Raw genomic sequence first — 25736 nt, 5'->3', positions numbered from 1 at the left:
GAGAAAATTATTTGGTTTGACTGATCTTATTCCCACGAACGTGAGAAATGTAATTGTTCAAGGCATCTTGTTTTACCTCTTGAGTTAAGCCCTCGCTATAAAGGATTTGATTTACTAATAATTGCATAAGTTGTTTTATTCTAACTGAAGGATACAGTTTGTGAGACTCCTCAGTATATTTTAACGCAGTAATCAGTTCAGAGTTCTTAAAACTTTCAATGGCCTTATTATAATACTGTAGGCCAGCCAGCTCTTTTAAGCCAATTTGATTATTAATATATGAGGGTTGTTCACTACTCTTTAATGAAGCTACGGCCGTCATTGATTGATTTACCACCGACCGCTCACTATAGCCACTCAACGCTTTTTCTATGTCCTTTTTGTTTGCGATAAAACCCCTAGCGCCCAAGGTTGATTCAAAAATGAATTTTGAGTTATCTTTTTCTACTAATAAGTAAACATGATCTGAAAGCTCAATCGCTGTAAAGTCAAAATCGAAATGCGATAGAAGAATGGAGTATAGTATTGTGCCTGATAAGCAGCCATAGTTTCCGTTCAGTAAGGTTTCAGAAAAATCAGAGTAGAGACTATATCTTCGAAGTGTTTTTCTATTTGTTTTAAGAAATAACTTGCGCAAAAAGGTCTCGTCATTGTTTTCTTTTTTTCTTATAATCTCAAGATTATCAATGATTTGAGTAAGGTTCTGATGAGCCTCTATTCTTTGCTGCGGTTCAGCCTCTACAAGAAATATATCAGCTTTGCTAAGTGTTTCCTGTAACGAGTTATTTTGAATACCAGTTTGAGCACATAGGTTAAAATTGAGAAATCCCAATATTATTATCCACCATATGTCTCTACTTTTATTCATTGTCTAGGTACAAAGTTACTGCTTTCCAACTCAATTCGTAACATTAAGTTAACATACGGGTAACATAATAGCAAATTACGTAACACACAATTTATGTTCACGTAATTTATGACAGTCGTTTTCTCACATTAATCAGAGCTTTGCTCATATAATTCTGGTTGTGGATTCCAGTTAAATTCCACTTATTCGCGTTTTCAGCAAAACTCATTGATTTATGGCCAAGGCTCCTGTTAAGCTTGTTAAAAGCATAAGATCATACCGTCAAATTCACAAGACACTTGGTTTGTTCATCGTGGTTTTTCTGATTTTAAGTTCAATTACAGGGCTAATTTTGGGATGGAAAAAAAACATAGATATTCTTCAGCCCCCTACTCAGGAAGGTGAAACATTGAATATTTCCGATTGGCATCCTGTTCATCGTTTGGCTGAGGTCTCACTTCAGGCCGTAGATAGTTTGGGTTTAGATGCGTCCAATTTTGATCGAATTGAATATCGACCTACCAAGGGAATTGCGAAAGTGATCTTCGATACAGGAAGTTGGGAAGTTCAAGTAGATGCGAAAACGCTTGAGGTTTATTCGGTAGCCAAGCGAAATTCTGATTGGATAGAGCAGATCCATGATGGAAGTATAATCTCAGAGCTGTTCAAGGTGATTTCAATGAACATTTTAGGATTGGGCCTTTTAATCCTTTCGATATCAGGTATTTGGTTGTGGTATGGCCCTAGGAAGATTAGAAAGCTCAAATCTTAATCCTTCAAGATTATTTAATCTCAATTTTCATAACATCAAGGCTTCTTCCTAGTTTATTCTATACTTTTGTATTATTAAAAACTAAAGGTTTATGAAGCGCTTTTTTAAAATTGTTCTCGGAGTATTTCTATTTGTCTTTTTATTGTTGCTGCTTATCCCCATCTTTTTCAAAGATAAAATAAGAGATAAGATTGTTTCCGAGTTTGACAAGAATACTGAAGCCACCTTATACTTCGATATTGATAAATTTGGGCTTTCGCTTATTACAAATTTCCCTGACTTTACGGTTAGCCTTGGCGACTTTGGGGTAATAGGAAAAGGTGTCTTTGAAGGAGATACGTTAGCTAACGTAAAGAACCTTGAAGCTCAAATTAATTTGAGAGAAGTGCTTTTTGGTGATGCAATTACTATTAAAGGAGTGAATCTAGATTCTCCTGATATTACCATCATTGTTTTGGAAGATGGGACAGCCAATTATGATATAATGAAGGTTGTGGAAGGCGCTGAAGAGATAAATACGACTGAGTCAGAAGGCTCTCTAAGCTTTGGGATTAAAAGCTTTTTAGTTTCAAATGGAGATTTTATTTATTTCGATCAATCTTCACAAGTATTTACGCAACTCAACGGAATAAACATTTATGGAAAGGGCGATTTTGCCGAAGACATTTTCGATTTAGTCTCTGAGGGAAAGGTTGATGCAGCAACATTTGCTTATAACGGAACAGAATATGTAACCAATAAAACACTAACAATGGACTTGGTGATGAGCATGGACCTGCCCAACATGAAGTTTACATTTAAGGAAAACGAATTCCTGATTAATGAATTTCCTTTAGCTGCCAACGGCTCATTTACGATGTTCGATGATTCCTACGGTATGGATCTTTCGTTTAGCTCTCCATCATCAGAATTCAAGAAAATATTCTCACTTATTCCTGGGGCTTATACAGAGAGCTTCGATGATGTAAAAGCCACCGGTAATGTTTCGTTTAGCGGAATGGTGAAGGGTAAGTATTCCGATACAGAAATGCCTGCCTTTGGCCTTAATCTTAATATTGACGATGCATCTGTTCAATACCCTGGTTTACCAGAGACGATTGATAATATTCAGGTTGCCTTGAATGTAGACAACCCAGATGGGGTAATCGAAAACACGGTAATCGACTTGAAGAAAATGCACATCGACTTTGGTAAGAATCCTTTTGATGCTCGATTAAAAGTGGCTAACCTAAAGGATTACCCTATTGATGCCTATATCAATGGTACGTTGAACCTAAAAGATTTAAATAGCATGTTGCCTATTGAAGGACTTGTTCTAGACGGAATAATGACATTGAATGCAAAGGCAAATGGCAAGTATGATAGTCTGCAGTCAATCATTCCTACATTAGACATTACCATGAACCTTAAAGATGGTAAAATACAGTCTACCGAGTTTCCAATTCCTTTGGAGAAAATCAATGTGGTGGCAGAAGTGCTTAACCCAACAGGTAAAATGAAGGACACCAAAATCAATGTTTCAAACATGGATTTCGTGATGGATGGACAACCTTTTCAGGCCAAGTTGATGTTACAAAACCCTGATAATTTTGAATGGGATGCTACGGCAAAAGGAACGATTGACCTTGAGAAAATTTTCAAAATTTACCCGATGGAAGGTGTTCAGGCCTCTGGAATCATTATGGCCGACTTGAGCTCAAAAGGCCGAATGAGCGATATAGAAAATGAGCGTTACCAAAACTTGGATACTAAAGGGGTTTTGAAAGTGACTAACCTTGTATATGCTGATGAAGCCATGGGGAAAACTTTTAAAATATCTTCTGCAAACACTTCTTTTGATAAAAGCAGTATTAACCTAAATGAGCTAAACGGCTCAGCTGGTGAAACCAACTTTAGTGCTACTGGTAAAATTGAAAACTACTTGGGCTTTGCTTTAAATGATGGAAATCTAAAAGGTAATTTAAATGCTACGGCTGATGTGCTCAACGTTAACGAATGGATGACCGAATCGGAAGAGGAGGTCGTTGACGAAACAGGTGAACCTATGCAGGTGGTTAGAATTCCTGAAAATGTGGAGTTCAACATGAATGCTTCGGTCAATAAAGTAATATACAATAAGCTTGAGCTTAAAGAAGTGAAAAGTGGTTTAGTCGTGAAGGATGGAAAAGTAGCCCTTGAAAATGCCAACATGAAAACCCTCAATGGTACAGTCGGATTGCAAGGTTCTTATGACAGTAAACCTGAAAAACCACTCTTTGCCTTTGGGTTCAAAGTGAAAGAGATTTCAATTCCTCAATCTTTCCAGAGCATCGAGATGATTCAAAAATTAGCTCCAATTGCTGAGAAGATGCAAGGTCTTTTGTCCACAGATTTTGCAATGGCAGGAGCCTTGGGTGCAGACATGATGCCTGATTATAGTACCTTATCTGGTAGTGGAGTATTGCAGTTATTACAAGCCAGTTTAGATCAAGATTCAAAAATAGTAACAGGTCTAACCTCGCTGACTAAACTTCAAAAAATTTCTACTTCAACTTTAGATAAAGTGAAAATGTCGGCCGAAATTAAGGATGGCCGACTTTTCGTCAAGCCATTTGATGTGAACCTTGGTGATTATAAAACCACCATTGCCGGAAGTACTGGAATTGATGGTTCAATCGATTATACTTTAGGAATGGATGTTCAAGCAGGACAAATTGGAGCTCAGCTAAATAGTTTAGTTTCTCAAGTTACAGGTAGTTCAGCAGTTTCTAGCAGCACAGTGAGACTCAATATTGGTATGAGTGGAACATACGCGAAACCTGAATTTGGACTTAGAAGTGTGGGTAGTGGTGACGGTACGGACGTTAAAAGTGCAGTAACTGCTTCAGTAAAAGCTAAAGTAGAGGAAAAGAAAGAAGAGGTAAAGCAAGAAGTTCAGGTAAAAGTTGATCAAGCAAAAGACTCAGCAAATATAGTTTTGGATGCGAAGAAAACAGAACTTAAGTCTAAAGCCGACTCATTATTGAAGTCCCAAACCGACAGTGCTGCTCTTAAATTGGCGGGTAAATTAGGGGTTAAAAAGGATACTACTGAACAAAAGCTTGAAGAAGCTAAGAAGAAGGCTGAAAGTGTATTGAAAGGTATACTCAAAAAGAAAAAGGGCGGAGGGGGCAATTAGAAATAATTTCTGAAGCCAACTGTAACATTTTACTCAATTAAGTCATCTTAACAATAAGTCGCTTGAAATGCAGGCGACTTATTGTTTTAGATACACAAATTTAATAATCTGATAAACAGCTGATTAAGTTACGTGTGTCGTAATTGATTAAAATTGCATTCAAATGAAAGCACAGCCCCACATCGACTTAGGCACTGGATATGTTCAGGTTTCTAGGTTACCATTTGATCAAGTGTTCAAACTTCGCGAGTGGTTGCCGCAAACGAGTTTTGTTAGACTCAATTTGGCGGATCAGGTTTTAGAAGATTGTATTCAATATTCAGAATATGAGTATTGGTTCGATTTCCAATATTCTGGAATTCATGAATTAGAATACGAGATTTAATTATCCCAAAGTTCGTTCGGAACAATTTCTAGAACATTGCCGTCTGGATCTTCAAAGTAAAGAGAGTATATGTTTTCTCTCCAATGGTGTTCATAGGTAATAGGAATGCCCAAATCTATCAGCTTCATCTTCCAATCTTCGTATTCTTTCAGAGGAATCCCAAATGCCATATGTTGTTTGCCTTTCGCAAAATGAGGCGGTAAAGTCTCTTCCATTTTACTCACTTCGGGCAGAAAACAGAGCAACATACAGTTACCTACTTTAAAAAAAATATGTCGCCCATCGACTTTGGCGACAACCGACAACCCAAGTTTGGTATGATAAAAATGCTCCGTCCGATTTAGGTCAGAAACATACAGGCAGGTTTCTTTTATATGGGATAAATGTAAATCAGCCATTTGGCTTATTTTTTCCAACCTTTAGAGGCTAATTCTTCTACACTGTCTTCAACCTTTTTGCGCATTTCCGCTTTGTACGACTTCAAGTTTTCAGCCACCTTTTCGTTAAAAGTACCCACGATTTGAGCTGCCAAAATACCAGCGTTTTTGGCGCCATCTAGGGCTACAGTCGCTACTGGCACTCCTCCTGGCATCTGTAAAATAGAAAGTACCGAATCCCAACCATCTATGGAGTTACTCGATTTAACAGGTACGCCAATTACAGGCAAAGTAGTTAAGGAAGCCACCATGCCTGGCAAATGAGCTGCACCACCCGCGCCAGCGATAATCACCTTAAGCCCTTTGCCAATCGCTTGCTCAGCATAGTCTACCATTCTATGTGGTGTGCGGTGCGCAGAAACTATGGTTACCTCGAAAGGAACACCCAATTCTTCTAAAACAGAAGCCGCATCAGACATTACACGTAAATCTGACTGACTACCCATGATGATTCCTACTAGTGCCTTGCTCATGCTTTTATCTTTAATTCTGCTTTTACGAAATTAACTTTTTCCTTCAAACCTTCTATGTTGCTTGCGGTAATCGTAGCATGCCCCATTTTACGGTGAGGTTTGGTGATTCTTTTGCCATAAAGGTGTACATGGATGCCTTCTTGGCCGAGTACATTTTCCATTCCTTCATATTTGGCGAGTCCTTCGAAGCCATCTTCGCCCAAAAGGTTAACCATTGCAGCCGGTTGAACAATTTTTGTGCTGCCCAAAGGCAAGTTTAAAATGGCCCTTAAATGTTGTTCAAACTGAGAGGTTTCGTTGCCTTCAATGGTTTGATGACCACTGTTATGCGTTCTTGGCGCTACTTCGTTCACCAATATTTCTCCTTCTTTAGTCAAGAACATTTCAATGGCCAGTAAACCGACCATGTTCAGTTTACTGATGAGCGTCTTGGCAATTTCTTGTGCTTTATCCTCAACCCTGGTGCTCACGATAGCGGGCGAAAATAGGTATTCTACCAGATTCAATTCAGGGTGAAAAACCATTTCAACTGTTGGAAAACAGGTGACCTCGCCCTTTTCATTTCTGGCAGCAATCACTGCTATTTCCTTTTCGAAAGGAATAAGTTTTTCAACAAAACCCGGGGCATCAAATGCTTTGCTGAATGCCTCTTCAGTGCGAATGACTTGCACCCCACGTCCATCATAACCGCCAGTAGCCAGTTTGTTTACAAAAGGAAGAAAGTCTTTATGCTTTGCCACATCAGTGTTGGATTCGGTTTCAATAAAGTCGGCTGTGGGTATTCCGTTTTCTTTATAAAATCTTTTCTGAAGTGTTTTGTTTTGAATCAACTCAATAACCTCAGGCTGCGGAAACACCTTTCTCCCTTCCTTAGCCAATTGCTTTAAGGCTTCAGTGTTCACGTTTTCAATCTCAATGGTAATTACATCTTTGTCTTTACCAAAATTGTAAACCGTATTAAAATCGGTGAGTTTTCCGTGTGTAAATGAAGCAGCAATTTCCTTACAAGGTGCGTTTGCATCGGGATCTAATACGTGCACATTAAAGTTGAAGTCTATGGCCGATTGAATCATCATTCGACCCAGCTGACCTCCTCCTAGAACCCCTATTTTGAAATTAGAATCAAATACCGACATGCTTGTTTTTAATGGAATGCGGGCAAATTTAGTCAATAATTTCTATTCCCATTTTTTGCATGAGCTTAGTTGCGTTAAAGCTTTTACAAAGTCCTGGGGTAAGTGTATAATCGAAGATGATATCGTCATTCTCAATCACACTATTGAAACTGTAATTTTTAATGCCATGCAGTTCCGTTGTTATTTTTCCCAGCGTTAAGTCATGTGTGGAAACAAAACCAAAAGCATATGATTTATTGAGCTGCCTAATTAAAGCTATCGCGCCTGTGTGTCTATCTTCTGAATTGGTTCCTTTCAACACCTCGTCTATCATAAATAGTGTAGGAATTTCTGTGTTGATTGAGCCCAAAAGCTGCTTCAATCTTTTCAATTCAGCATAAAAAGAAGAAACGCTTTCTTCCAAATCATCCTGTGTACGCATGCTGGTAAACACCTGAAGTTTAGAGATATTCATGGATTCGGCACAAACTGGAGCTCCCATAAGCGCCATAATCGAATTTACCCCCACTGTTCTTAAGAATGTACTTTTTCCACTCATGTTCGATCCTGTGATCAAGCAGATTCCACCTTTACCAGAGAAATCAAAATCATTACTCACCCTCTTTTTCGCGTTGAGCATTGGGTGGCCCATTTGAGTTGCTTTAATTATGAAAGGATCCGTTTCTATGGTTGGGAAAACAGCCGTTGGATTTGAAAAGTAGAATGCACCAAGGCTATTCACGGCTTCAATTTCTCCAATGGCCTCAAACCATGACTGTACATCTTCCTTGGTCTTTTGCCTCCATTTTTCTGCCTGTATCAACCAATATACATCAAGAATAAAAAGTGTATTGAATATCTGGTACATCATGTTGGCTCTGTTATGCAGATTATCCAAAATAAACTGGAGCTGGTTGATGACCACAGAAGCGTCTTTACCGTCCGTTTTCAGTTTTCCTTTTAAGTCTTTCATCAATGGAGATGTCAGCTCTTGTTTTTCTATCCAGGCTATTTGAGACTCGTAAGCCTTTAATATTTTATTGCTAAATACGGTTTTTTGATATACCTCACTGGCATATTTCAACACCGTTGCCAATACTCCTATGTTGATAAATACGGCTAGAATAGGAAGCCCAATGGGGGCTATGCCTATTGAAGAGAGCACAATGCAAGTGAGAGAAAGCAGTGGAAAAATGAAAATAGCGAGTCTATAAAATGTTTTTGTCAATAAAATATTGGGTTCTTTTATCCAAGAAAGTAGCGGTTCAATATTTGCCTTTTCTTCGTTGAAAGCCCTTCCACTGGCCTGAATGTTTTGCCTCCAATCAATTAAAGGAGCAATTTCCTTTGTTGCTTCTTGCCTCAATAGTATTTCTTCCTGATCGGCAGGAGTGCTTAACCATTTTGCCATGGTCTCTCGGCCAAAGGCGGTAGAAGCCCTATTGATTAATTGAAAAATAGAATGTCTCCCAAATACATCAAGGTCAATATGATATTCGTGAAGTGGGTTGATAAACTCCGCCCCATCATCTAAAGTGGAAAGCTTCATTTCTAGTCTTTGCAGCTCTTCTTCATTTACCTTAAGTAAGGCTTCTGTAAAGTCGAGTTGTTTCTTTACGGCAACGTGTTTTTTTAGTAAGTAGAAAAAGAGCAGAATAAAACCAATCACTGTTGCGGTTATGCCCTCTGTTATTTTTGCGTTTGCAAAAAGTGTGATTAAGATGATTGCAGCAAAAAAAGAAGAGACCCTAAGCCATGCCAGTGAAAGGGACCTTTTTTTTAGGTCATTAAGGCTATGTTCAAATTGCTCTGCCCTTTCTTTAAAAAGTTTTTCCATTTTGTTAATAAAATATTTAGGTACGGCTTTGGATAAGATGAAGGGAATAAAAAAACCATTCTTACCATTAAGGCGTACTTATGTTCAAACATAGACACCACAATTTACACTTCTACCAAAAATGTCAATTAATTAGTATGGGAACACGTAAATTCATTGGAATATGTTTTTTCTTTTTATCTTCATCGCTGCTGAAATCCTAAAGAGTGTCGTTAAACGAAAATCAACTTCTTGCTGCATTTGCCAAAGGCGATAGACGTGCTTTTGAGCATTTATTCAAAGAGCATTACAATGGCGCTTGCCGATATGTTTTCAGAATACTTCGTGATGAAGATACTTGCGAAGAAATTGTGCAGAGCACTTTCGTAAACCTTTGGGAAAAACGAGAGATGATTCGAGAAGACATCAATTTTAAATCATACCTGTTTAGAGCTGCTTACAATACTGCCCTTAATTATATTAAGCATGAAAAGGTGGTTAACAAGTATGTGAATAATAAGCAAGATTCTATTGAAATCAGCATGCAAAGCTATGTGAGTCATCAGCCTGATTTTGAATTACAAAAACGAATTGAAGACGCCCTTGATAGTCTACCTCCGCAATGTCAGAAAGTTTTCAGAATGAGTAGGGAAGAAGGATTAAAGTATCATGAAATTGCAGAGGAATTACACATTTCTAAAAAGACAGTTGAAGTGCATATGGGCAAGGCACTTAAGATATTAAGAAACCAATTACAGGACTATCTAGTTTTTTTTCTGCCTTTGGTGGTTTTGTTATAGGGGAATAAATTGTCAGGGTTGTTACATTAACTGACAGAAAGAAGGAAATGATGGAAGAGTTAATGGCCAAATATTTGGCCAATGAACTAGATACTAGTGAAAGAGCCGATTTTGAATCTCAATTGATTCAAGATGAACAGCTTAGACTCGACTTAGAGGTCTACGCTAATGTGCTTGATTTAACGAGCAATGAGAATGATAAAATTTTCAATGCTGATTCCGCTTGGAATAGAGTAAGTAAACGTACAAAAGACACTAAGGTTGTTGCGCTTGAAAAGAGCAGATTCAGCTTTTTAAAGATTGCAGCTTCGCTTTTGGTATTGTCAGTTGCCGGATATTTTATTTATAGCTCTACGAAAACTACAGGTTCTGATGGCACTGAGTTGGCCTCAGTGACTCATGGAGTCAAAGAATTTACATTGCCAGATGGATCGTTGGTGAAGTTAAACGCTAACGCCAAACTCACCTTATCCAAGCATTTTGGAGATAGTAATCGTAACGTGATTCTAAAGGGAGAGGCAAATTTTGATATTGTTCGAAATGAAGATTTGCCTTTCGTGATTGAGGCAGGAAATAGTACAGTAAAAGTTCTAGGTACTAGTTTTAATTTGGCCACTGAAGCTGATGATGGCGTAGAGCTGGATGTTACGGAAGGATTGGTTGAATTCTCTTCATCGATTACTGGAGTAAAGGAGCATGTAGCCAAAGGGCAAAGTGCGAAACTGGATAAAGCAGGAAAGATTATTCAAAAGAATGAAATGAAGGATGCCAACTTTAGCGGTTGGTGGACAAGAAAACTTGAATACGATGCCACGCCTCTCAGTGAAGTATTTAAAGATTTAGAAGATACCTATTGGGTAAATATAGATTATAATGAGGCCATTGGAGCTTGTACTCTTACTACAACATTTCAAGGAACTTCTATAGAAGATGTAATTAAGACCATTGTGGCTACTTTTACAGAAGTAAAACTCGTATCCCTTAAAGAAAATCAAATAAAATTAGACGGAAAGCCCTGCGATCATTAAATTGGTCCATGCTCAGGGGATTTCTGGTTTCCATCTACGCATTTTGGTGTATTAACGCACAAGCTCAAGAGAGGTCTAATTCAATTTTAGACTTCGAATACGTTGTTGAATTTGATAACGTAACGCTAAGTGCTGCTTTACGCCAATTGAATCGGCAGACGCAAATCAATTTTTCATACAATACTATGATCATTCCGAAAATGGATAAATTTTCGGTTACATATGATAGTGTCTCACTGCGATCAATCCTTGAAGATATATTATCTAAAGCCAACCTTTACTATAGAGAGGTAAATGGCACGATTGTGATTCTCAAGCAGCCTTCCACGGATCGAACAATTAAGGGGCAAGTGCTTGATGTCGAGACCCAAACGCCTCTTCCTTATGCCAATGTGTTTATAGATAATAGCACCTTTGGAGTGGCGACAAATCGTGAGGGCTATTTTGAAATTAAGAACATCCCTTATATCGCTTTCAATCTTGTCGTGTCTCATGTTGGATATGAACCTAAAACAATTCCTTTTAATTATAAACAGCCGTTACAAAATAATAGGTTTATTATTGAAATGGATGTTGAAGAAGTGGCTTTGGAGCCCGTTGAGGTTTCGGCCAACAAGACTAGAAAGCAACGTAAAAGCGACAGGAGACTTCTGAAAAGGTTTGAGGAAGATTTTTTAGGGAGAGATAGCAATGCCAAAGATTGTAGGATTGTAAACCCCGAAGTACTTGACTTCTTTGTACTAGATTCTCTGAATAACTATGAAGTAACGGCCAATGATAAGTTATATATTGAGAATTACGCCTTGGGTTATCAGGTGAGTTACATTCTGGAAGAATTCACGTTTATTAATGGCACGAAAACATACATTGGGAAGGCACAGTTTACGGAACTTGAACCTAAGTCGCGAAAGCAGAACAGTAGATGGGAAGAGGCCCGAGGGAAAGCGTATTACGGGTCGGTCAACCATTTTTTGAATTCCTTAATCGAAGGTAAAGTGGCCCAGGAAGGTTTTTCAGTGAATACCGTTCAATTTGATTCTGTTACTTCAGAATACAGTACCCCCCTTAATCCAGCCAAACTATCAGAAATTATCCGGCTTGAACCATCGGGTAAAGATTTAGAATACAGATTATTAGGATCATCGGATATAGAGGTGACTTATACGAAAGGCTTTGAAGACCAAGAGTATAAGAAGCTTTTTAGAAGTAAGTCTAAAAGTGGAAACTATAAATACACTGATCAGAAGTCGAGATCTACAATTTCCTTAAGCAACGATCAGAGTCTTACGAGCTATCAGGTAGTGGGTATGGATATCAGTGACGTTCCATTGTTTCAAAAGTCCGTAATCCTATTTCAGGAAAAACAACCATTGATTGCTTTTCCAGGCTATTTTAGCAGTAAGCGGGCCGCCCTATATCTCGGGTGGTGGACATGGGGTGGCTTTTCTGTAAAGCTGCCTTTAAACTTTAGACCAAAGGAGCAAGACCAATAACTCTAGGTCTCGTTATTCTACCATTCTAGGAGAAAATATTATAGGTAATAAGTGCCGAAATATAGGCGACTGCGGTCATGTAAATGGTTTGGATTATAGGCCATTTCCACCCTTTAGTTTCTCTGTAAACAATCGCTAACGTACTCATGCATTGCATTGCAAAAGCATAGAATACCATCAGTGAAAAAGCAACAGCAGGAGTATACATGGCTTCACCTGTTTCAGGATTTTTTTCCTGGCTCAACCTTTCCCTTATTGTTACATCATCATCATCACTGGCACCAATGCTGTATATGGTGGACATCGTGCCTACAAAAACCTCTCGTGCCGCAAAGGAAGTAATCAGTGCAATTCCTATTTTCCAGTCATAACCGAGTGGACGAATTGCAGGTTCTATAATTTTACCAAATGAACCAGCCACAGAGTATTCAAGCTTATAGGAGCTCAGGGCAATTTCATATTCTTCTTGAGATGCATTTGCCCCAATGTTTTGCCTAACGTTGGTTTCCGCATTTCGGAAATTATCGTTGAAACCATAGGAGGCCAAAACCCATAATACGATAGAGATAGCGATGATTATTTTACCTGCTTCAAATACAAAGGTTTTTGACTTATCGTAAATGGTGAGCCCAATATTCTTCCAGCTTGGGATTTTATACCCAGGCAGTTCCATAATAAAATAAGATTTTTCACCACTCTTAAGGATAAGCTTCATTACAAATGCTGAGCCTATGGCGGCAAGAAATCCTAGGAGATATAATGCTTGAAGCACCAAGCCTTGGAGGTTAAATATGCCAATCACCTGTTGGTCGGGAACAACTAAGCCAATTAGAATAGCATAAACCGGTAACCTCGCAGAGCAACTCATAAATGGGGTTACAAAGATCGTAATGAGGCGATCTTTCCAGCTTTCAATGTTTCTGGTGGCCATAATGGCTGGAATAGCACAGGCCATTCCGCTGATTAATGGCACTACAGACTTTCCATTGAGACCAACTTTTCTCATTAGTTTATCCATAAGGAAAACCGCTCTCGACATGTAACCACTTTCTTCCAAAAGGGCAATAAAAGCAAAAAGAATGGCGATTTGCGGTATAAATACCAGAACACCAGCAAGTCCAGCAAGGACACCATCGGTGAGCAAATCAGAAAGAATTCCTTCAGGAAGCACATCTTTCACCCAGCCACTAAACTCTGCTATTGATCCTTCAATAAGGTTCATAGGAGCTTCTGCCCAAGCGAAAATGGCCTGAAAGATAAGCATGAGTACCGTAAAGAAAATGAGGTATCCAAACACAGGGTGAGTCACCACCCTATCTATTTTCTGGCTAACGGATTTCTTTAACGGGTCTTGTGAGTTCTTTACATTTCTATCTACGATATCAGAAATGAGCTGATACCTACCTAAAGTCTCTTGGGATTGAGTTGGGACATCATAAAAGCCATTTTCAGCCTTTATTTTATCGATCTTCTCCTTTTCCCCTTCAGTCAAAAAATTCAAACGCACAGATTGTTGTGCGTATTGGTAGGCACGGTAATTTTCAGTCAGGTCAAATTTTGCTTTGATTACATCTATGGTTTTAGGAGCTAAATCATAGATATCATAGAATGGCCGCTTACTTTTTATAAGGGGCTGGGTGAGGGCTTCTTTTAAAGCCGCTACTCCATGGCCATTGTGTGAGTTCGTTGGAATAATTTTTATTCCTAAGTCAATAGAAAGGCCCCTTAAGTCGATATTGAGTTTCTTGAGCTGGGCAACATCCATCATGTTTAGCACCAAGATCAATGGAATACCTAAATCTCTTATTTGAGTAAAAAGGAGTAAGTTTCTTTTAAGGTTTGAGGCATCGGTGACTACAATTACTTTATCAGGGTATTGCGAATGTTCAGGGTCTAGCAGAATGTCTTGGACGATCTGTTCATCCAATGTTTTCGGGTAGATACTATAAGTACCAGGAAGGTCAATAATTTCGGCCGTGGTGCCATCAGGTAGTTTTGAGAAACCAGATTTCTTATCTACGGTTACCCCGGGAAAGTTTCCCGTTTTTTGATTTAGCCCAGTAAGTAAGTTGAAAAGTGTTGTTTTTCCAGAGTTAGGATTTCCAACAAGCGCAATTTTAATTCTGTTCGCCTTTGCCATGCTCTAATCTTCAATCATGATACAGGCCGCTTCATCTTTTCTGAGCGATAAGCAGTAACCAGAAACGCCAATAGCAATAGGGTCGCCAAACGGAGCGATGAGATCCACAGAAACTTCAGTTCCGGGCAAGCAGCCCATTTCAATAAGTTTGACTGAAAGAGTGTCATCTTTAAACCCATTTATGATCCCTTTCTCGTTTTTCTTTAGCTCTGCTAGACTTCTCACGGCTCTATGCTTATTTAGATTAAATATAAACAGGTGCAATTTACTAGAGACGGTGTTCATAACAAAATACTGATGCCTTTAAGGTTAATCTATTTTAAGAGGAGGAAAAGAAATGTTTATTTGGGACTCAAAATCCAAGCAGAATGCTTGAACGGTTGCCATTTCATTTGGGTAAGATCTATTTCAGGATCAATAATAATATGTCGCGCACTTCCATTTAGAGAGACACTTGTATTGGCATAAATTTCTATGTCTGCTATTCCTTCTTTTTTATAATACTTTTCCATCCATCGGACCATTTGCCAGATCATATCGGGTTTTGATGCCGCTGCTGCGACTTGTTTGGCTGTAAAGAAATCCAGCGGATCTACACGCCAGATCTTATCTGCTTTTGGGTCTTTTATGTCAAAATTTAAATTGCCATACTTTACCCTTAACATCATTCGCCATGAAAGACGGTGCCCTTCTTCCGTCCAAGACACATCGCCTTTATAAAGGTGATGCCGAAGGGGTAGATAGATTTGAAAGCAAAAGTAAATAGAGAAAACTACCGCTAACGCCAGTCTGCCAGCTTTGAGTTCAGTTTGCGTATTATTGGAAAGCCCTATTAAAGTCTTTTTTGGAAAGAAGGTTTTTCGGATGGTTTCAGGGTCGAAGAATAACACAGTCAGGCCAATCATCATGAACGGAAAAATCCCAATTTGAAAAACCACTGCGTTGAAGATGTGGAAGACCACCGAAATGCTAAATGCAATAACTCTGGTTTTCTTCCAAAGCAGGAAGTAGACAATGAGTAAATCAAAGACGATTCCGCCATAAATAACCAGGTTTTGGAGCCACTGTTTTTGTAAAAGATCGCCTATTAACCAGTATCTATTTTTTGAACCTAGGGCCACTTGGATAAAGTGGCCTTCTACCCACCCAGGATAAATTTTGTTGAAGGCGGCAAATGTGAAAACAATCCAGAGCTGTATAATGAAGATGCTGAGGCACCATCTTGGGCAGGTCATACTTACGACTGAATTCCATCTTTTAGCATCGAATGAGGCATAGGCATGGGCGGGAACGCAGAGCATGAAAAGACAAAGAAGGATAAGAAGGTAATAATGATTATTGTAATACGATTTTTGCATCCAATAGACCAGTGTCCAAAGAATAGTGAAGGCACTAAGACTAAGCCTGTAATGATAACCTACCATAACACATAGCCCACAAATTGCCATTAGTGCGAAATATGCATACATTCCATTGCCTGGAAGTGGTTGGAGCCACTCTAAACCAATAAGTGTAAAGGTAAACTTGGGCTCAATTAGGGCTTGTTTAACCCATCCAGTCAATATGGCACCAAAGGTCTCTGCGAAAATCAGAAAGCCGAAAATCATCCGAAATAATACGAGCGGAGAATTGTCGACTGGATCGAATTGCTTTTGAATGATTTTGGAAAAGAAATTCAACATATTTCTAATCTATAAAAATTTGGAATTTTAAACAGGAAGATTCGGTTATAAAATCATGAAAGAAAAAAGGGTAAAAGGTCCAAAACAGAAAAAAAAAGCGCCTAACAAGGATGCTAAAATCGTTGAAAAAGAGACGCAGAATGCTGAAAACGATGATTTTGATTTTGGAGGGATTCCAAAGAATGTTTCTTTAAAAAGAAACATCGGTTGCGGAGGTTAATTAAGGGCTTAAACCTTCCCTTCAACCAAAACAACGAATTCACCTTTCACACCTTTAATGGTAAAATGATCAATCAGTTCGGATAAAGAGCCTCGGACAGTTTCTTCAAACATCTTCGAAATTTCTCTCGACACGGAGGCTTTTCTGTCTCCTAAATGTTCTTTCAATTGCTCTAAGCATTTGATCAGTCGGTGCGGTGATTCGTAAAGAATTATGGTTCGATCTTCTTCAGCTAATTTTATCAGTCTTGTCTGACGCCCCTTTTTATGCGGAAGAAAGCCCTCAAAAACAAAACGATCAGATGGCAGACCAGAGTTGACCAAAGCGGGCACAAAGGCTGTGGCGCCCGGCAAACAGTTGACTTCGAGGCCAGCCTTTAACAGTTCCCTTACTAATAGGAAACCAGGGTCGGAAATTGAAGGTGTACCAGCATCAGAAATGAGTGCAAACTTTTCGCCTGACTCCATTCTATTGATTAGTTTTTCAACCGTTTTATGTTCGTTGAAAATATGATAACTCTGGAGTGGCTTGGTGATATTATGATGCTTTAATAGCTTGCCGGAAGTACGCGTGTCTTCCGCCAAAATAACATCCACTTCACTCAATATTCTCAAAGCTCTTAAAGTGATGTCTTCAAGATTTCCAATGGGAGTGGGTACAAGGAATAGAGAAATCTCAGACATTAGATTAATTGGTCAATTGAACTGGCAAGCTCACGATCTTTTTTCGTGACAGTATTCCCAGCGTCATGTGTGGTTAACTCAATGGTCACCCAATTATACACATTTGACCAATTTGGATGGTGGTTCATTTTTTCGGCACAAATGGCAACTCTCGTCATAAAACCAAAGGCCTCTACAAAATCGGTAAACTCGAATTTGCGAACGAGCTTATTGTCTTTTTCTTCCCACATATCTTAGTTTTTAGCTGTAATAATGTATTGATATTGTAGACTCTTGTTGTCAGTCTCTGTATTTGAGAAACCTGCTTTTTTCAAAGATTGTTCTAATGTTTTGCTCGAAACCTTGGCTTCATCTGAGGGGCCCACTGGAATGTCGCCCGTTTTGAAATCGATAATAAGCAAAGTCCCGCCTTTCTTCATTCCTTTTTTGAGTCGGCTTAAATATTCATCCTTGTTGGGAATATAGGCATAGGTATTTACAATCAACACAACGTCTACCTCATTGTCGAGTAAATTAGGCACATCGGCTGGGGTCAGTCGTGTATCAATATTATCAGCCCACTTGCCCACAATTGACTTCTGGTTTTGGATATACTCCAGTGAATTGGGGTCGATGTCTAGTGCGATCACCTTTTTCGCTTTTCTGGCAATTTTGAATGTAAAATACCCAGCTCCAGCTCCAACATCTGCCACTGTTTTATTGGTCAAATCACCCAATAGATTGATTACAAACTCTGGGTTTTGCCAATCGGTTCTCCCTTCATCTTCTTGTAATTCAGATGATTCTTGATGCTCGTTTAAAACTTCGGGCACTAGTTCTTCTTGCTGCAATACCGGAGAGTCTACACTTTTTTCTTTGGGTTTACTAGAGCAAGACCAGAGTAAAAAAATGAGCGATATGTAGGACAATGACCTCAAAGTTATAGGGCTATGATTCCTTCAATTTTTGCTGCTTCGAGATAGGTATCAATGATGGCATCGCTAGAAGGCATCATCAATTGGGCGGTAATACTTACGTATTTCCCTTTACTGGAAGCCTTCGTTTTTACATCATGGCCGGGGAAAAGCTTTTTTACTTCATCTTGCTTCTCGTCTTCCACGATAAATTTGAACATGTATAAAGCTGGAAAGTTAAGGGTGCTCTCTAGTTTTTCCTTAAAATTCTCTGAAGTGAATTTTTGCATCACGCTAAGTTAAGGTAGGAAGGGGCAAAAAAAAATCGGCCCGAAGGCCGATTTAATATTTTTAGTAATATTTATATCGTTTGTCTAGAATTTCGGCTTTATCTCTTACCGCTTGATTCATCTTCAGTTGAGCGTTGCTGAGTGCTCTTTGCTGAATTTGATTCACATAAGTAGTGTAATCCGTTATGCCAGCTGGCGTATTCTTCGCTTTTAACTCCATGATCACAACTCCTACATCGGTAGTAATTGCTTTAGATCTATCGCCTACATTTTTGAGTGCAAATGCTGTTCCTACAGCAGTAGGAGCAACGCCTACATTAGGCAAAGCGTTAGAGTTTAATTTCACTTGAGTATCTGTGTATACTTGTGCAATGGCATCGAATGAAGCAGCCATATCAGACAATGAACCTGAAGCAGCTGAAATTTTATCAGTGATGTATTTTGCTTTTTTATTGTTTTCAACCTTAAGTTTGATCTGGCTTCTTACCCCACTATCAGTAAGTTTAGCAGTACCTGCCTCTACTTTCGCTCTGTAAACAGCTACAACATATTCTTCGGCAAGGTCGAAGTCTTTCACGTCTCCTACAGATGCTTCTCCATATAACCATGTTACAATCTGACGAGCACTTTCTAATCTACCAATACTTGAGCTGTTAGAGTTAATATTGTTACCACTGAAAACAGAGTATCCGTTTGCAGATGCATTGTTTACGAAATCATCATATGAGTCAGTTTCTAAAACAAACTGACCAGCTTTCTGGTATGCCGCATCGATGGTCTCATCTGATGGGGTTAATTCTTTAAGAATCATGGCTACCTTATATCTGTTGTTGCTTGGTGCTCCAGTCACATTCATAATGTGGAAACCGAAATCACTTTCTACAAGACGGTTGATTACGCCTTCACGGCTTACAGAGAAAGCAGCATTTTCGAAAGGCTCAGCCCACTGACCTTGCGCATCTCCACCTTTTCTGTACCAACCTAAATCTCCACCTGAAGGGCCAGAAGAATCTTCAGAATTTAGTATGGCCAATTGGGTAAAATCTGCTCCATTTCTTGCTTCACGTAAAATTCCTTCAGCCTTTGCTTTTACTGCGGCTTTGTCTGCTGCTGACATTCCTTCTGTTCTCAGTAGGATGTGGCTTACTTTTACAAATTCGGATTCGCTCTTAATAACATCCGATAGTTTGAAAAGTGTATAAATTCCGTTTGTTAATTTTGGGCCAATTACATCACCTTTTTTAAGGTTCGATAGGTTGTTAACAATGTCATCAGGAAGTGCTGATGGATCGAATGTTCCAAAACCAATTCCCTGTTCCGTATTAATCACGGCTAAAGTAGAGTCATTGTCTCCAGCTTCAAGCTGAGTTCTAAGGTGATTTAGTTCTTCAGTATAATAGGCGCTGTCGGCAGCTGATGGGATAACAGGGAAAGAGATGTAGTCGATTGAACGACTCTCTTCTACAGTATATTCATCTTTGTGCTCATCTAAATAGGCTTGTAAATCGGCATCAGAAACTTCAGCAACTTGGTCATCATTTACAGCCAAGAAAGGAATGTAAAGGTAATCTAAAGTGACTCCACCCTCTTGCTCCATATATTCTTGCTGTGCTTCGGCCAAGGTTACATAGTTGGTCTTCAGAATTAGATTCTGATATTTTGCCATACGTCTGTTTTCAGCCAAGCTGTTTTCGAACATTTGCCATTGCAGTCTAGACTGAGGGTCTAAATCACTGTTGACCAAAACTTGGTTCAAAAACTGACGGTCCAGTTCACCTGTTTGAGGATCTGCAAATTGTTGCATTACTTGAGGTGAAATGTTTTTGCCCTGAACCATATCGATTCTTTCATCGCCAGAAACTGCAATGCCAGCTTTATCGAATCGTTTGGTATAAGCAATTTGAGCTATCAACTGCTCCCATGCCTGATTTCTTATGGTTTGCATTAAGAACTCATTCGGGTTAACACCGTATTGAGCCATGTAATTTTGTTTGATACTTTCTACTAGGTTAGCATATTCTTGCTGACTGATGGATTCTCCGGAAATTTCACCAACTTCTTGTTGATCACTACCAAGAATGGACGATCTGCTGCTTAATACATCGGTTAAAACGAAAGCTAAAATCGATGCCCCTACTACGACTACCAAGAGTCGTCCCATCTTTTCACGAAGCGTGTTAATTATTGCCATTTGTACTTATTAATTGAAATAGCCGCAAACATAATTGATTTATGACCTATTAGCAAAAGAAAATACAGACAAAAAGCCCTGTTAATCAGTCTTCTCTGTCTGGAAGGATGCTAAGCATTACGGTATCAATCCTAGCATCTTCCATTGCCACTATTTTTATTTTGAACGGTGGAACGGAAATGGTCTCATTTACTTGAGGGATATTCTCGGTGATTGACAGGATAAATCCGCCTAACGTGTCGTAATCACCTTCTGGAATATTGAAATGGTACTTCTCGTTCAAGTAATCTACTTCATGGCGAGCGCTGAAAAGATAATTGTTGTCGTCAAGTTTTTGCTCAACCCAGTCTTCATCATCGTGCTCATCTTGAATCTCACCAAAAATCTCTTCGATTACATCCTCTAGACTTACCAAGCCAGAAGTCCCTCCAAATTCGTCCACTACTAGGGCCAAACTTTTTCTTTCTTGAATAAACTGGATCATTAGCTCATTCACCAACATAGTTTCAGGCACAATGATTATTGGTGTAAGGATACTCTCAATGTCTTGCGGTTTTTTGAATAAGGCCAATGCATGACAATACCCAATTACCTCATCAATATTATCTCGGTACACCAACACCTTGGAGTGACCGCTTTCAATGAATTCATTTTTTAAATCTTCTATAGAATCCTCAAGCTCAACTGCGGCAATGTCCGTTCGAGGAATCATACATTCCCTTACTTTAACGGTTTTGAATTCCAGTGCATTGTTGAAAATTTTGGTGTCCAATTCTACTTTGGACTCTTTAATGTCTTTATGGGTATTGCGCTGAATGTATGAACGTAAGTCAGTAAGCCCGAAAACAGGACGATCTTGTGAGAATTTCTGTCTTAGAATATAAACGATAATAAAACGAGACATTTGCTCAATTACCCACACCAAAGGAAACATGATGATGAAGATGAGCATGATTGGAATGGAAAGAATGCTTAATAACCGGTTAGGGTTAATTAGGAAAATACTTTTAGGTGTAAACTCAGCGGTGAATAAAACCAACAGGGTAGATAGAATGGTTTGTATGATAAGCACTGCCCCTGGGTTAATTAAGTATTCTGGCAGAACATCCATGATTAATGGTTCCAGAATTAAGGCCATAAAATAGCCGTAGATAACCAGTGCAATAGTATTCCCCACCAAAGCGGTATTGATAAGTCGGGAAGGCTTTTGGGTGAAGAAGGCTAGAATTTTCCCGCTAAGTGTTCCTTTTTTACTCTGAAGCTCAATTTGGAGCTTGCTCGAGGTTACAAATGCGATTTCAGTTCCAGAAAAAAATGCTGAAAAAATTAGGGCAATGATGATAACCGTACCTTGGTAATAGTCCATTAATGTTTCTTTTTCCGCTTAGGAGTCGACTTTGTTTGTTCTTCCTTTTCTTTATGTTTTGCTTTCCTATATCTGTATAAAAATAACAGACCTATTGATATCATAAAAATAAAATAGGAATAGGCAATGCCATAGGTCATGGTCTGATGTACGCCAATCACAAATGTGACTACACAAAGTGAAAAGATTATGGTGCCACTAGTTGTTCTCATTTGTCTCTTTAATTAAGAATTCCGTATCCTTTGGGTTCGTAACCTTAAATTCTGAAAAATCTTGAGGAGCATCCATACCCGTACCTTGAATCAAATCTGTTTCAGTAGTCACAATAAAAAACTGGTCGGTATAAATTCTTTCTGTATTTGGGTTCCAAAACAACTCTTCAGTTTTTAAGGTCTGATTTTCCTTTAGGTTTATAACTACTACGTCACCAGTTGCTCTATAAAGCTTTGTTTTAGCATCATAAAAACCTTCCAATGCAGTGAGCACTGAAGTAGTATCTCCCTCGCCATCAAAAAAGTCAATTCTTATAGTTTCAGGAAACTCTAAATCTCCATTGGAGAAAGTTAGTTGTTTATTTCCCTTAATTCCCAATTTCCGGATAGAACCTTCGGTCATAATGATTTCTACATTCTCCGATTCTAGAATAGGGCCTTTATACTCTTCCATTTCGGCCAATTTTTTTGGCTCAGAAAAACAGGCAGTAAAGGCCAGAATAAATATAAGAGGTATAAGCTTTTTCAATGTCATTGTATGAAAAACGGTCTTCCCTAAGAGAGAAGACCGCTATTATTTTTCATTTGGGAATCAACTATTGCTGATCTGGTCTTTTCTGCAATTTAACAGTTTGTTGTATCCAACATCCTACTGATACAGAGTCACCAACTTCTTTTCCTTCGGTAAAGATTTCTCCACCACTTGGAAATTGCGCCTTAGCTTGGCTTGCTTTCAGTTGATTACCTCCTTTAACGTAATATTCGTAGGCAACAATGAATTTTGCTCTATCATCCACTTGGCTTTTCTGCTGATCACACTCTGTACTTTGCATCACCATGTCACCAATCAATGTGTACATCTCTTCCTTTAAAGTAGGGTCAATTTCTACAGTAGCAATGGCCAATTTTCTGGCCTCCGCTTTATTTCCTTCAAGACGTTCCATTAACACAATCTGCTTCATGGCTTTTCCTTTGTCAGTATTGTCTTCGGCAATTTCTATAGCTTTCTCATAATAGAGTTTGGCATTTACATAGTCTTTTTCTTTAACATATGTTGAGGCCAATAAATTAGCTACACCGTACTGTGGCTTTGTTTCGAGAACCGTTTTAGCGGCATCAAGAAACCAGTCAGCATCGGTACATCCACCATCGTAAGCATAAACAAATATTTTGTTTGCCAACTCCTCATCCTTAGGGTTTGCCTTAAACTGAGGAACAAGTTTTTCAATAATAAAGGTACAGTCGATTAAGTTAAGGTCAGCCAATTTTTTATCGACAAACTCTTTTACTGCATCCATACTCTTGGTGCTCTTATTCTGACTTTTCGCCTTTTTGATTTGATAATCAATGTGCTCAGTACACCTGTTATAAACCTCAAGAATTTGCTCGTCAGTAAGACCTATATTACGTGTGTAGCCTAAAACAGCAGTCTGCATGTAATAACGACCCGTTGAGTAGAAACCTTCATTTCCTTCAAGATCATAGGTCAGCTTAAATAGGTCAAGCAAATACTGAGTTTTGGTAGCATCGGTTATATAATACTTATAGGCAGAAATAGCCTGACGACCAATGTTTTCCTTTTTGGAATCTGGGTACATTTTAAAGCGCATCTCGTAGAGTGACATCACTTTAGCGGCTGCTGCTTCTTTTTCAGCTTCGGTTTTTCCGTTTTCCCAAGATTCGTCCCAGATCGCAATCCCTTTAATATAAGTTGACTCACTTAAATCAGGGAAATGCTCCAAGATATATTCTAGATGACCTTTGGCTGCATCGTAATTACCAGACTTCTCTGTATCGCTAAACAAGGTCCATTTTGTTTGGGCATCGCTTCTTTCTTCTGGTGGTTCTGGCCATTTGAATTGAGCCATAGCAGAGTACCCAGAGGTAATGATGATAAAGGTCAATAAAAATTTAATTCTCATAATACTGTAGTTTAATTATACTTCTGTCTCGCAAACCATGTCTGGTCTTGCAAGCTAAATCCAATGCTCAACTTGAGGTAGTTTTCTCTCATTAACCCATCGGTTACGTTACCTCTATTTCCAAAGGTAGCTCCTAAATTTATATTTGAAACACCCACAATTCCGTTCAACGGTAAGGACGTTCCAATATTTATACCAAAGTCGTTTACTTCTTGTGAATTGATTAAAAAAGGAGTCCTTTCATAATGAATCCCGAATCTATAAGTTATTCTCGGGCCAGCCTTCGAAACTTCGTAGTTTGGTAATAATTCTCCACCAACGGCAATTCTAAATGCATCTCCAAAGTTTGAACTGGTTTGGCCAGATTCGTCAAGATACTGACTCCATGCCTGAGTTTGTACATCTATGCCAATGGCAAATCTCTGCGATTTTTCATAAGAAATACCAAATCCAATACGTTTGGGAATAGATATTTGGGTGTCTAAATTATTTTTTAGCGTATCACTCGAAAGAACGTTTCCGTTGATATCCTGACTCTCTAGCCTGGTCAGATTCCTGCTTCTTATATTTGCCTCCAAATTATAGAATGCTCCAAAATTCAGGAATTGCTTGTCATTAAATTTCAATTTATATGCTAAACCAATATTGGCAGTCACATCCGAAAAACTTCTTCTTTCATTATAAATTGTGCTACTAAAGGTGATCGTTGGAATACCTGAAAGAAGGTATTCTGTATCCCTTTCAATCGAGCCAAAAAGATATGAAGTTTTCAGGCCAACCATGAAGTTACCAAGTCTTAGAGCATGGGTCATAAAAGCTTCGTCTATCCCCCCATTTCCGTCTAATTGAGATAATAGAATTGAGTTATCAGGGCCAGTGGAGGTTTGGAGAATACCGTAGTTCACTGAAGTATATGGACTAAGACCCAGTGCCATATTCCATTTTCCATATTTTATGGGTAACGAAAAACCAAAATCTTTGAACCCACCCGTAAACGAGCTGTAGCTCTGGTCACCGTTATTATAAGTTCTTGAGTCAAAGGAAGTACCAATTTGAAATACAGCCTCGAAGTTAGTGGCGATTAAAGCAGGATTAAGATTATTGAGGTAAAGCCTGTTGTTATAACTTATACCGAATCCTCCCATTCCAGCATTATGGGAATAACCTCCCCAGTTTACATCCCCTACTCCAAAAGCAGAATAAGAACTTTGAGTATACTGTGCCTTAAGAGTGGTACAGAATAAAAATGCCCCAAGAAGGGCCGAATATTTAATGATATTTTTGAGCATTACTTAACCTAAACACATTCAGTCCAACGAGCACTAATTTGAGGGTTACAAATATGTCAGCTTTTCTTTTAGTTTCAAACCTTTCTAAAAAAGGTAAGCCAATAATCCGCTTAAAATCAGACATTTTTAACCAAAATTGTGAGAATTACCTCTAATCCCACGCTTAGATACATTTATAAAGATCTAACCATAGCTCAAAGTTTGACTCGGTATCGTCATAATAAGCACAAAGGCCTAGACCATTACCGTTTCAAAATAAAGACAAATTGAATTTATATATGACTATAAAATTAGTTGATAAAAATGAGTATGGCAATGCTCCTTTGTTATTTTTTGTTAGGCTTCGATTCAAAGTGATGGGAAACCGGTTTCCAGAGCAAAGCGCTTAAGTTTTCATAACTTAAAGAATCTTTATTTCGTAAGGCTAATCCATTGGCAATTGAGGTCAACACTTAAGGGATTGGTTAACCCTCTGATTTTAATTTTTGCCTTTCGAGTAAATATTCTTTGGTCAGTCAATCAATA

24 protein-coding genes are annotated in these 25736 nt (G+C 38.7%); 7 read left to right on the top strand and 17 right to left on the bottom strand.

The window, feature by feature from the left end:
* Positions 1-7: 7 nt before the first annotated feature.
* Complete coding sequence (locus VOI17_RS01575; protein ID WP_323755479.1) at positions 8-868, bottom strand: hypothetical protein; 861 nt, start codon at positions 866-868, stop codon at positions 8-10.
* Positions 869-1082: 214 nt separating this feature from the next.
* Between VOI17_RS01575 and VOI17_RS01570 the strand changes: the two genes are divergently transcribed.
* The 3 genes from VOI17_RS01570 to VOI17_RS01560 all read left to right on the top strand — a co-directional run bounded on the left by VOI17_RS01570 (position 1083) and on the right by VOI17_RS01560 (position 5161).
* A complete protein-coding gene (locus VOI17_RS01570) occupies positions 1083-1619 on the top strand; it encodes a PepSY-associated TM helix domain-containing protein (RefSeq protein WP_323755478.1) in 537 nt (178 codons plus the stop codon).
* 91 nt (positions 1620-1710) lie between these two features.
* Positions 1711-4776: an AsmA-like C-terminal region-containing protein gene (locus tag VOI17_RS01565; protein ID WP_323755477.1), complete on the top strand. Its 3066-nt coding sequence runs from the start codon at positions 1711-1713 to the stop codon at positions 4774-4776.
* Positions 4777-4939: 163 nt separating this feature from the next.
* Positions 4940-5161 carry a hypothetical protein gene (locus VOI17_RS01560; RefSeq protein WP_323755476.1) on the top strand — a complete coding sequence of 74 codons (222 nt, stop codon included), beginning with the start codon at positions 4940-4942 and terminating at the stop codon, positions 5159-5161.
* Here the strand turns inward: VOI17_RS01560 and VOI17_RS01555 are convergent.
* The 4 genes from VOI17_RS01555 to VOI17_RS01540 are packed head-to-tail and all read right to left on the bottom strand — an operon-like array spanning position 5158 to position 9023.
* Entirely contained in the window at positions 5158-5559 is a 402-nt protein-coding gene (locus tag VOI17_RS01555; RefSeq protein ID WP_323755475.1) for a VOC family protein, read from the bottom strand. The two genes, VOI17_RS01560 and VOI17_RS01555, sit on opposite strands and share 4 nt — an antisense overlap.
* Positions 5560-5564: 5 nt before the next feature.
* Complete coding sequence (gene purE, locus VOI17_RS01550; RefSeq protein WP_323755474.1) at positions 5565-6071, bottom strand: 5-(carboxyamino)imidazole ribonucleotide mutase; 507 nt, start codon at positions 6069-6071, stop codon at positions 5565-5567.
* Positions 6068-7207 (bottom strand): 5-(carboxyamino)imidazole ribonucleotide synthase, encoded by a 1140-nt coding sequence (locus VOI17_RS01545; RefSeq protein WP_323755473.1) that lies wholly within the window; start codon positions 7205-7207, stop codon positions 6068-6070. The genes purE and VOI17_RS01545 overlap by 4 nt, the downstream gene beginning before the upstream one ends.
* Positions 7208-7235: 28 nt before the next feature.
* The gene (locus tag VOI17_RS01540) at positions 7236-9023 is read right to left on the bottom strand and encodes a MutS-related protein (RefSeq protein ID WP_323755472.1); all 1788 of its coding nucleotides are present in this window, start codon (positions 9021-9023) and stop codon (positions 7236-7238) included.
* Positions 9024-9229: 206 nt separating this feature from the next.
* Between VOI17_RS01540 and VOI17_RS01535 the strand changes: the two genes are divergently transcribed.
* Genes VOI17_RS01535 through VOI17_RS01525 form a run of 3 tightly spaced genes read left to right on the top strand, consistent with a single transcriptional unit; the run spans position 9230 to position 12323 of the window.
* Positions 9230-9802, top strand: coding sequence for an RNA polymerase sigma-70 factor (locus VOI17_RS01535; protein ID WP_323755471.1), 573 nt, complete (start codon positions 9230-9232; stop codon positions 9800-9802).
* 47 nt (positions 9803-9849) lie between these two features.
* The gene (locus VOI17_RS01530; protein ID WP_323755470.1) at positions 9850-10830 is read left to right on the top strand and encodes a FecR family protein; all 981 of its coding nucleotides are present in this window, start codon (positions 9850-9852) and stop codon (positions 10828-10830) included.
* A gap of 8 nt (positions 10831-10838) precedes the next feature.
* Positions 10839-12323, top strand: a complete 1485-nt coding sequence (locus VOI17_RS01525) for a carboxypeptidase-like regulatory domain-containing protein (RefSeq protein WP_323755469.1) — start codon at positions 10839-10841, stop codon at positions 12321-12323.
* 25 nt (positions 12324-12348) lie between these two features.
* Here the strand turns inward: VOI17_RS01525 and feoB are convergent, their stop codons facing one another.
* From feoB to VOI17_RS01510, 3 genes are all read right to left on the bottom strand, one after another.
* On the bottom strand, positions 12349-14463 hold the full coding sequence (gene feoB / locus VOI17_RS01520) for a ferrous iron transport protein B (RefSeq protein ID WP_323755468.1): 2115 nt from the start codon (positions 14461-14463) through the stop codon (positions 12349-12351).
* A 3-nt stretch (positions 14464-14466) separates the two neighbouring features.
* Entirely contained in the window at positions 14467-14688 is a 222-nt protein-coding gene (locus VOI17_RS01515) for a FeoA family protein (RefSeq protein WP_323755467.1), read from the bottom strand.
* A gap of 116 nt (positions 14689-14804) precedes the next feature.
* Positions 14805-16145, bottom strand: coding sequence for an HTTM domain-containing protein (locus VOI17_RS01510; protein WP_323755466.1), 1341 nt, complete (start codon positions 16143-16145; stop codon positions 14805-14807).
* A 55-nt stretch (positions 16146-16200) separates the two neighbouring features.
* Here VOI17_RS01510 and VOI17_RS01505 point away from each other — a divergent pair, with 55 nt between their 5' ends.
* Positions 16201-16365, top strand: a complete 165-nt coding sequence (locus VOI17_RS01505; protein WP_323755465.1) for a hypothetical protein — start codon at positions 16201-16203, stop codon at positions 16363-16365.
* Between the two features lie 8 nt (positions 16366-16373).
* On the opposite strand, the gene rsmI is transcribed toward VOI17_RS01505, so the two are convergent.
* From rsmI to VOI17_RS01460, 9 genes are all read right to left on the bottom strand, one after another.
* Positions 16374-17048, bottom strand: coding sequence for a 16S rRNA (cytidine(1402)-2'-O)-methyltransferase (gene rsmI / locus VOI17_RS01500; protein WP_323755464.1), 675 nt, complete (start codon positions 17046-17048; stop codon positions 16374-16376).
* A complete protein-coding gene (locus VOI17_RS01495; protein WP_323755463.1) occupies positions 17048-17278 on the bottom strand; it encodes a 4a-hydroxytetrahydrobiopterin dehydratase in 231 nt (76 codons plus the stop codon). Before VOI17_RS01495 ends, rsmI begins: the two co-directional genes overlap by 1 nt.
* A gap of 3 nt (positions 17279-17281) precedes the next feature.
* On the bottom strand, positions 17282-17956 hold the full coding sequence (locus tag VOI17_RS01490) for a class I SAM-dependent methyltransferase (protein ID WP_323755462.1): 675 nt from the start codon (positions 17954-17956) through the stop codon (positions 17282-17284).
* Between the two features lie 11 nt (positions 17957-17967).
* On the bottom strand, positions 17968-18231 hold the full coding sequence (locus VOI17_RS01485) for a DUF493 family protein (RefSeq protein WP_323755461.1): 264 nt from the start codon (positions 18229-18231) through the stop codon (positions 17968-17970).
* 61 nt (positions 18232-18292) lie between these two features.
* Complete coding sequence (locus VOI17_RS01480) at positions 18293-20422, bottom strand: peptidylprolyl isomerase (protein ID WP_323755460.1); 2130 nt, start codon at positions 20420-20422, stop codon at positions 18293-18295.
* Between the two features lie 85 nt (positions 20423-20507).
* Positions 20508-21788, bottom strand: a complete 1281-nt coding sequence (locus tag VOI17_RS01475) for a hemolysin family protein (RefSeq protein ID WP_323755459.1) — start codon at positions 21786-21788, stop codon at positions 20508-20510.
* A gap of 198 nt (positions 21789-21986) precedes the next feature.
* A complete protein-coding gene (lptC, locus tag VOI17_RS01470; protein WP_323755458.1) occupies positions 21987-22535 on the bottom strand; it encodes an LPS export ABC transporter periplasmic protein LptC in 549 nt (182 codons plus the stop codon).
* A 61-nt stretch (positions 22536-22596) separates the two neighbouring features.
* Positions 22597-23922, bottom strand: a complete 1326-nt coding sequence (locus VOI17_RS01465) for a hypothetical protein (RefSeq protein ID WP_323755457.1) — start codon at positions 23920-23922, stop codon at positions 22597-22599.
* Positions 23923-23933: 11 nt separating this feature from the next.
* Complete coding sequence (locus VOI17_RS01460) at positions 23934-25211, bottom strand: hypothetical protein (RefSeq protein ID WP_323755456.1); 1278 nt, start codon at positions 25209-25211, stop codon at positions 23934-23936.
* Positions 25212-25736: the final 525 nt, after the last annotated feature.

It is taken from the genome of Roseivirga sp. (genome assembly GCF_034669765.1).
Classification (GTDB): domain Bacteria; phylum Bacteroidota; class Bacteroidia; order Cytophagales; family Cyclobacteriaceae; genus Roseivirga.
This window is presented reverse-complemented; position numbering and strand designations above follow the sequence as displayed.

Bases quoted from the DNA above. Each gene is read 5' to 3' on its own strand.
- VOI17_RS01565 (WP_323755477.1), top strand. From the start codon at position 1,711: ATGAAGCGCTTTTTTAAAATTGTTCTCGGAGTATTTCTATTTGTCTTT.
- feoB (WP_323755468.1), bottom strand. From the start codon at position 14,463: ATGGCAAAGGCGAACAGAATTAAAATTGCGCTTGTTGGAAATCCTAAC.
- VOI17_RS01475 (WP_323755459.1), bottom strand. From the start codon at position 21,788: ATGGACTATTACCAAGGTACGGTTATCATCATTGCCCTAATTTTTTCA.
- VOI17_RS01465 (WP_323755457.1), bottom strand. From the start codon at position 23,922: ATGAGAATTAAATTTTTATTGACCTTTATCATCATTACCTCTGGGTAC.
- VOI17_RS01575 (WP_323755479.1), bottom strand. From the start codon at position 868: ATGAATAAAAGTAGAGACATATGGTGGATAATAATATTGGGATTTCTC.
- VOI17_RS01555 (WP_323755475.1), bottom strand. From the start codon at position 5,559: ATGGCTGATTTACATTTATCCCATATAAAAGAAACCTGCCTGTATGTT.
- VOI17_RS01460 (WP_323755456.1), bottom strand. From the start codon at position 25,211: ATGCTCAAAAATATCATTAAATATTCGGCCCTTCTTGGGGCATTTTTA.
- VOI17_RS01495 (WP_323755463.1), bottom strand. From the start codon at position 17,278: ATGTGGGAAGAAAAAGACAATAAGCTCGTTCGCAAATTCGAGTTTACC.
- VOI17_RS01505 (WP_323755465.1), top strand. From the start codon at position 16,201: ATGAAAGAAAAAAGGGTAAAAGGTCCAAAACAGAAAAAAAAAGCGCCT.
- VOI17_RS01485 (WP_323755461.1), bottom strand. From the start codon at position 18,231: ATGCAAAAATTCACTTCAGAGAATTTTAAGGAAAAACTAGAGAGCACC.
- VOI17_RS01530 (WP_323755470.1), top strand. From the start codon at position 9,850: ATGATGGAAGAGTTAATGGCCAAATATTTGGCCAATGAACTAGATACT.
- VOI17_RS01510 (WP_323755466.1), bottom strand. From the start codon at position 16,145: ATGTTGAATTTCTTTTCCAAAATCATTCAAAAGCAATTCGATCCAGTC.
- purE (WP_323755474.1), bottom strand. From the start codon at position 6,071: ATGAGCAAGGCACTAGTAGGAATCATCATGGGTAGTCAGTCAGATTTA.
- rsmI (WP_323755464.1), bottom strand. From the start codon at position 17,048: ATGTCTGAGATTTCTCTATTCCTTGTACCCACTCCCATTGGAAATCTT.
- VOI17_RS01545 (WP_323755473.1), bottom strand. From the start codon at position 7,207: ATGTCGGTATTTGATTCTAATTTCAAAATAGGGGTTCTAGGAGGAGGT.
- lptC (WP_323755458.1), bottom strand. From the start codon at position 22,535: ATGACATTGAAAAAGCTTATACCTCTTATATTTATTCTGGCCTTTACT.
- VOI17_RS01480 (WP_323755460.1), bottom strand. From the start codon at position 20,422: ATGGCAATAATTAACACGCTTCGTGAAAAGATGGGACGACTCTTGGTA.
- VOI17_RS01540 (WP_323755472.1), bottom strand. From the start codon at position 9,023: ATGGAAAAACTTTTTAAAGAAAGGGCAGAGCAATTTGAACATAGCCTT.
- VOI17_RS01570 (WP_323755478.1), top strand. From the start codon at position 1,083: ATGGCCAAGGCTCCTGTTAAGCTTGTTAAAAGCATAAGATCATACCGT.
- VOI17_RS01525 (WP_323755469.1), top strand. From the start codon at position 10,839: ATGCTCAGGGGATTTCTGGTTTCCATCTACGCATTTTGGTGTATTAAC.
- VOI17_RS01560 (WP_323755476.1), top strand. From the start codon at position 4,940: ATGAAAGCACAGCCCCACATCGACTTAGGCACTGGATATGTTCAGGTT.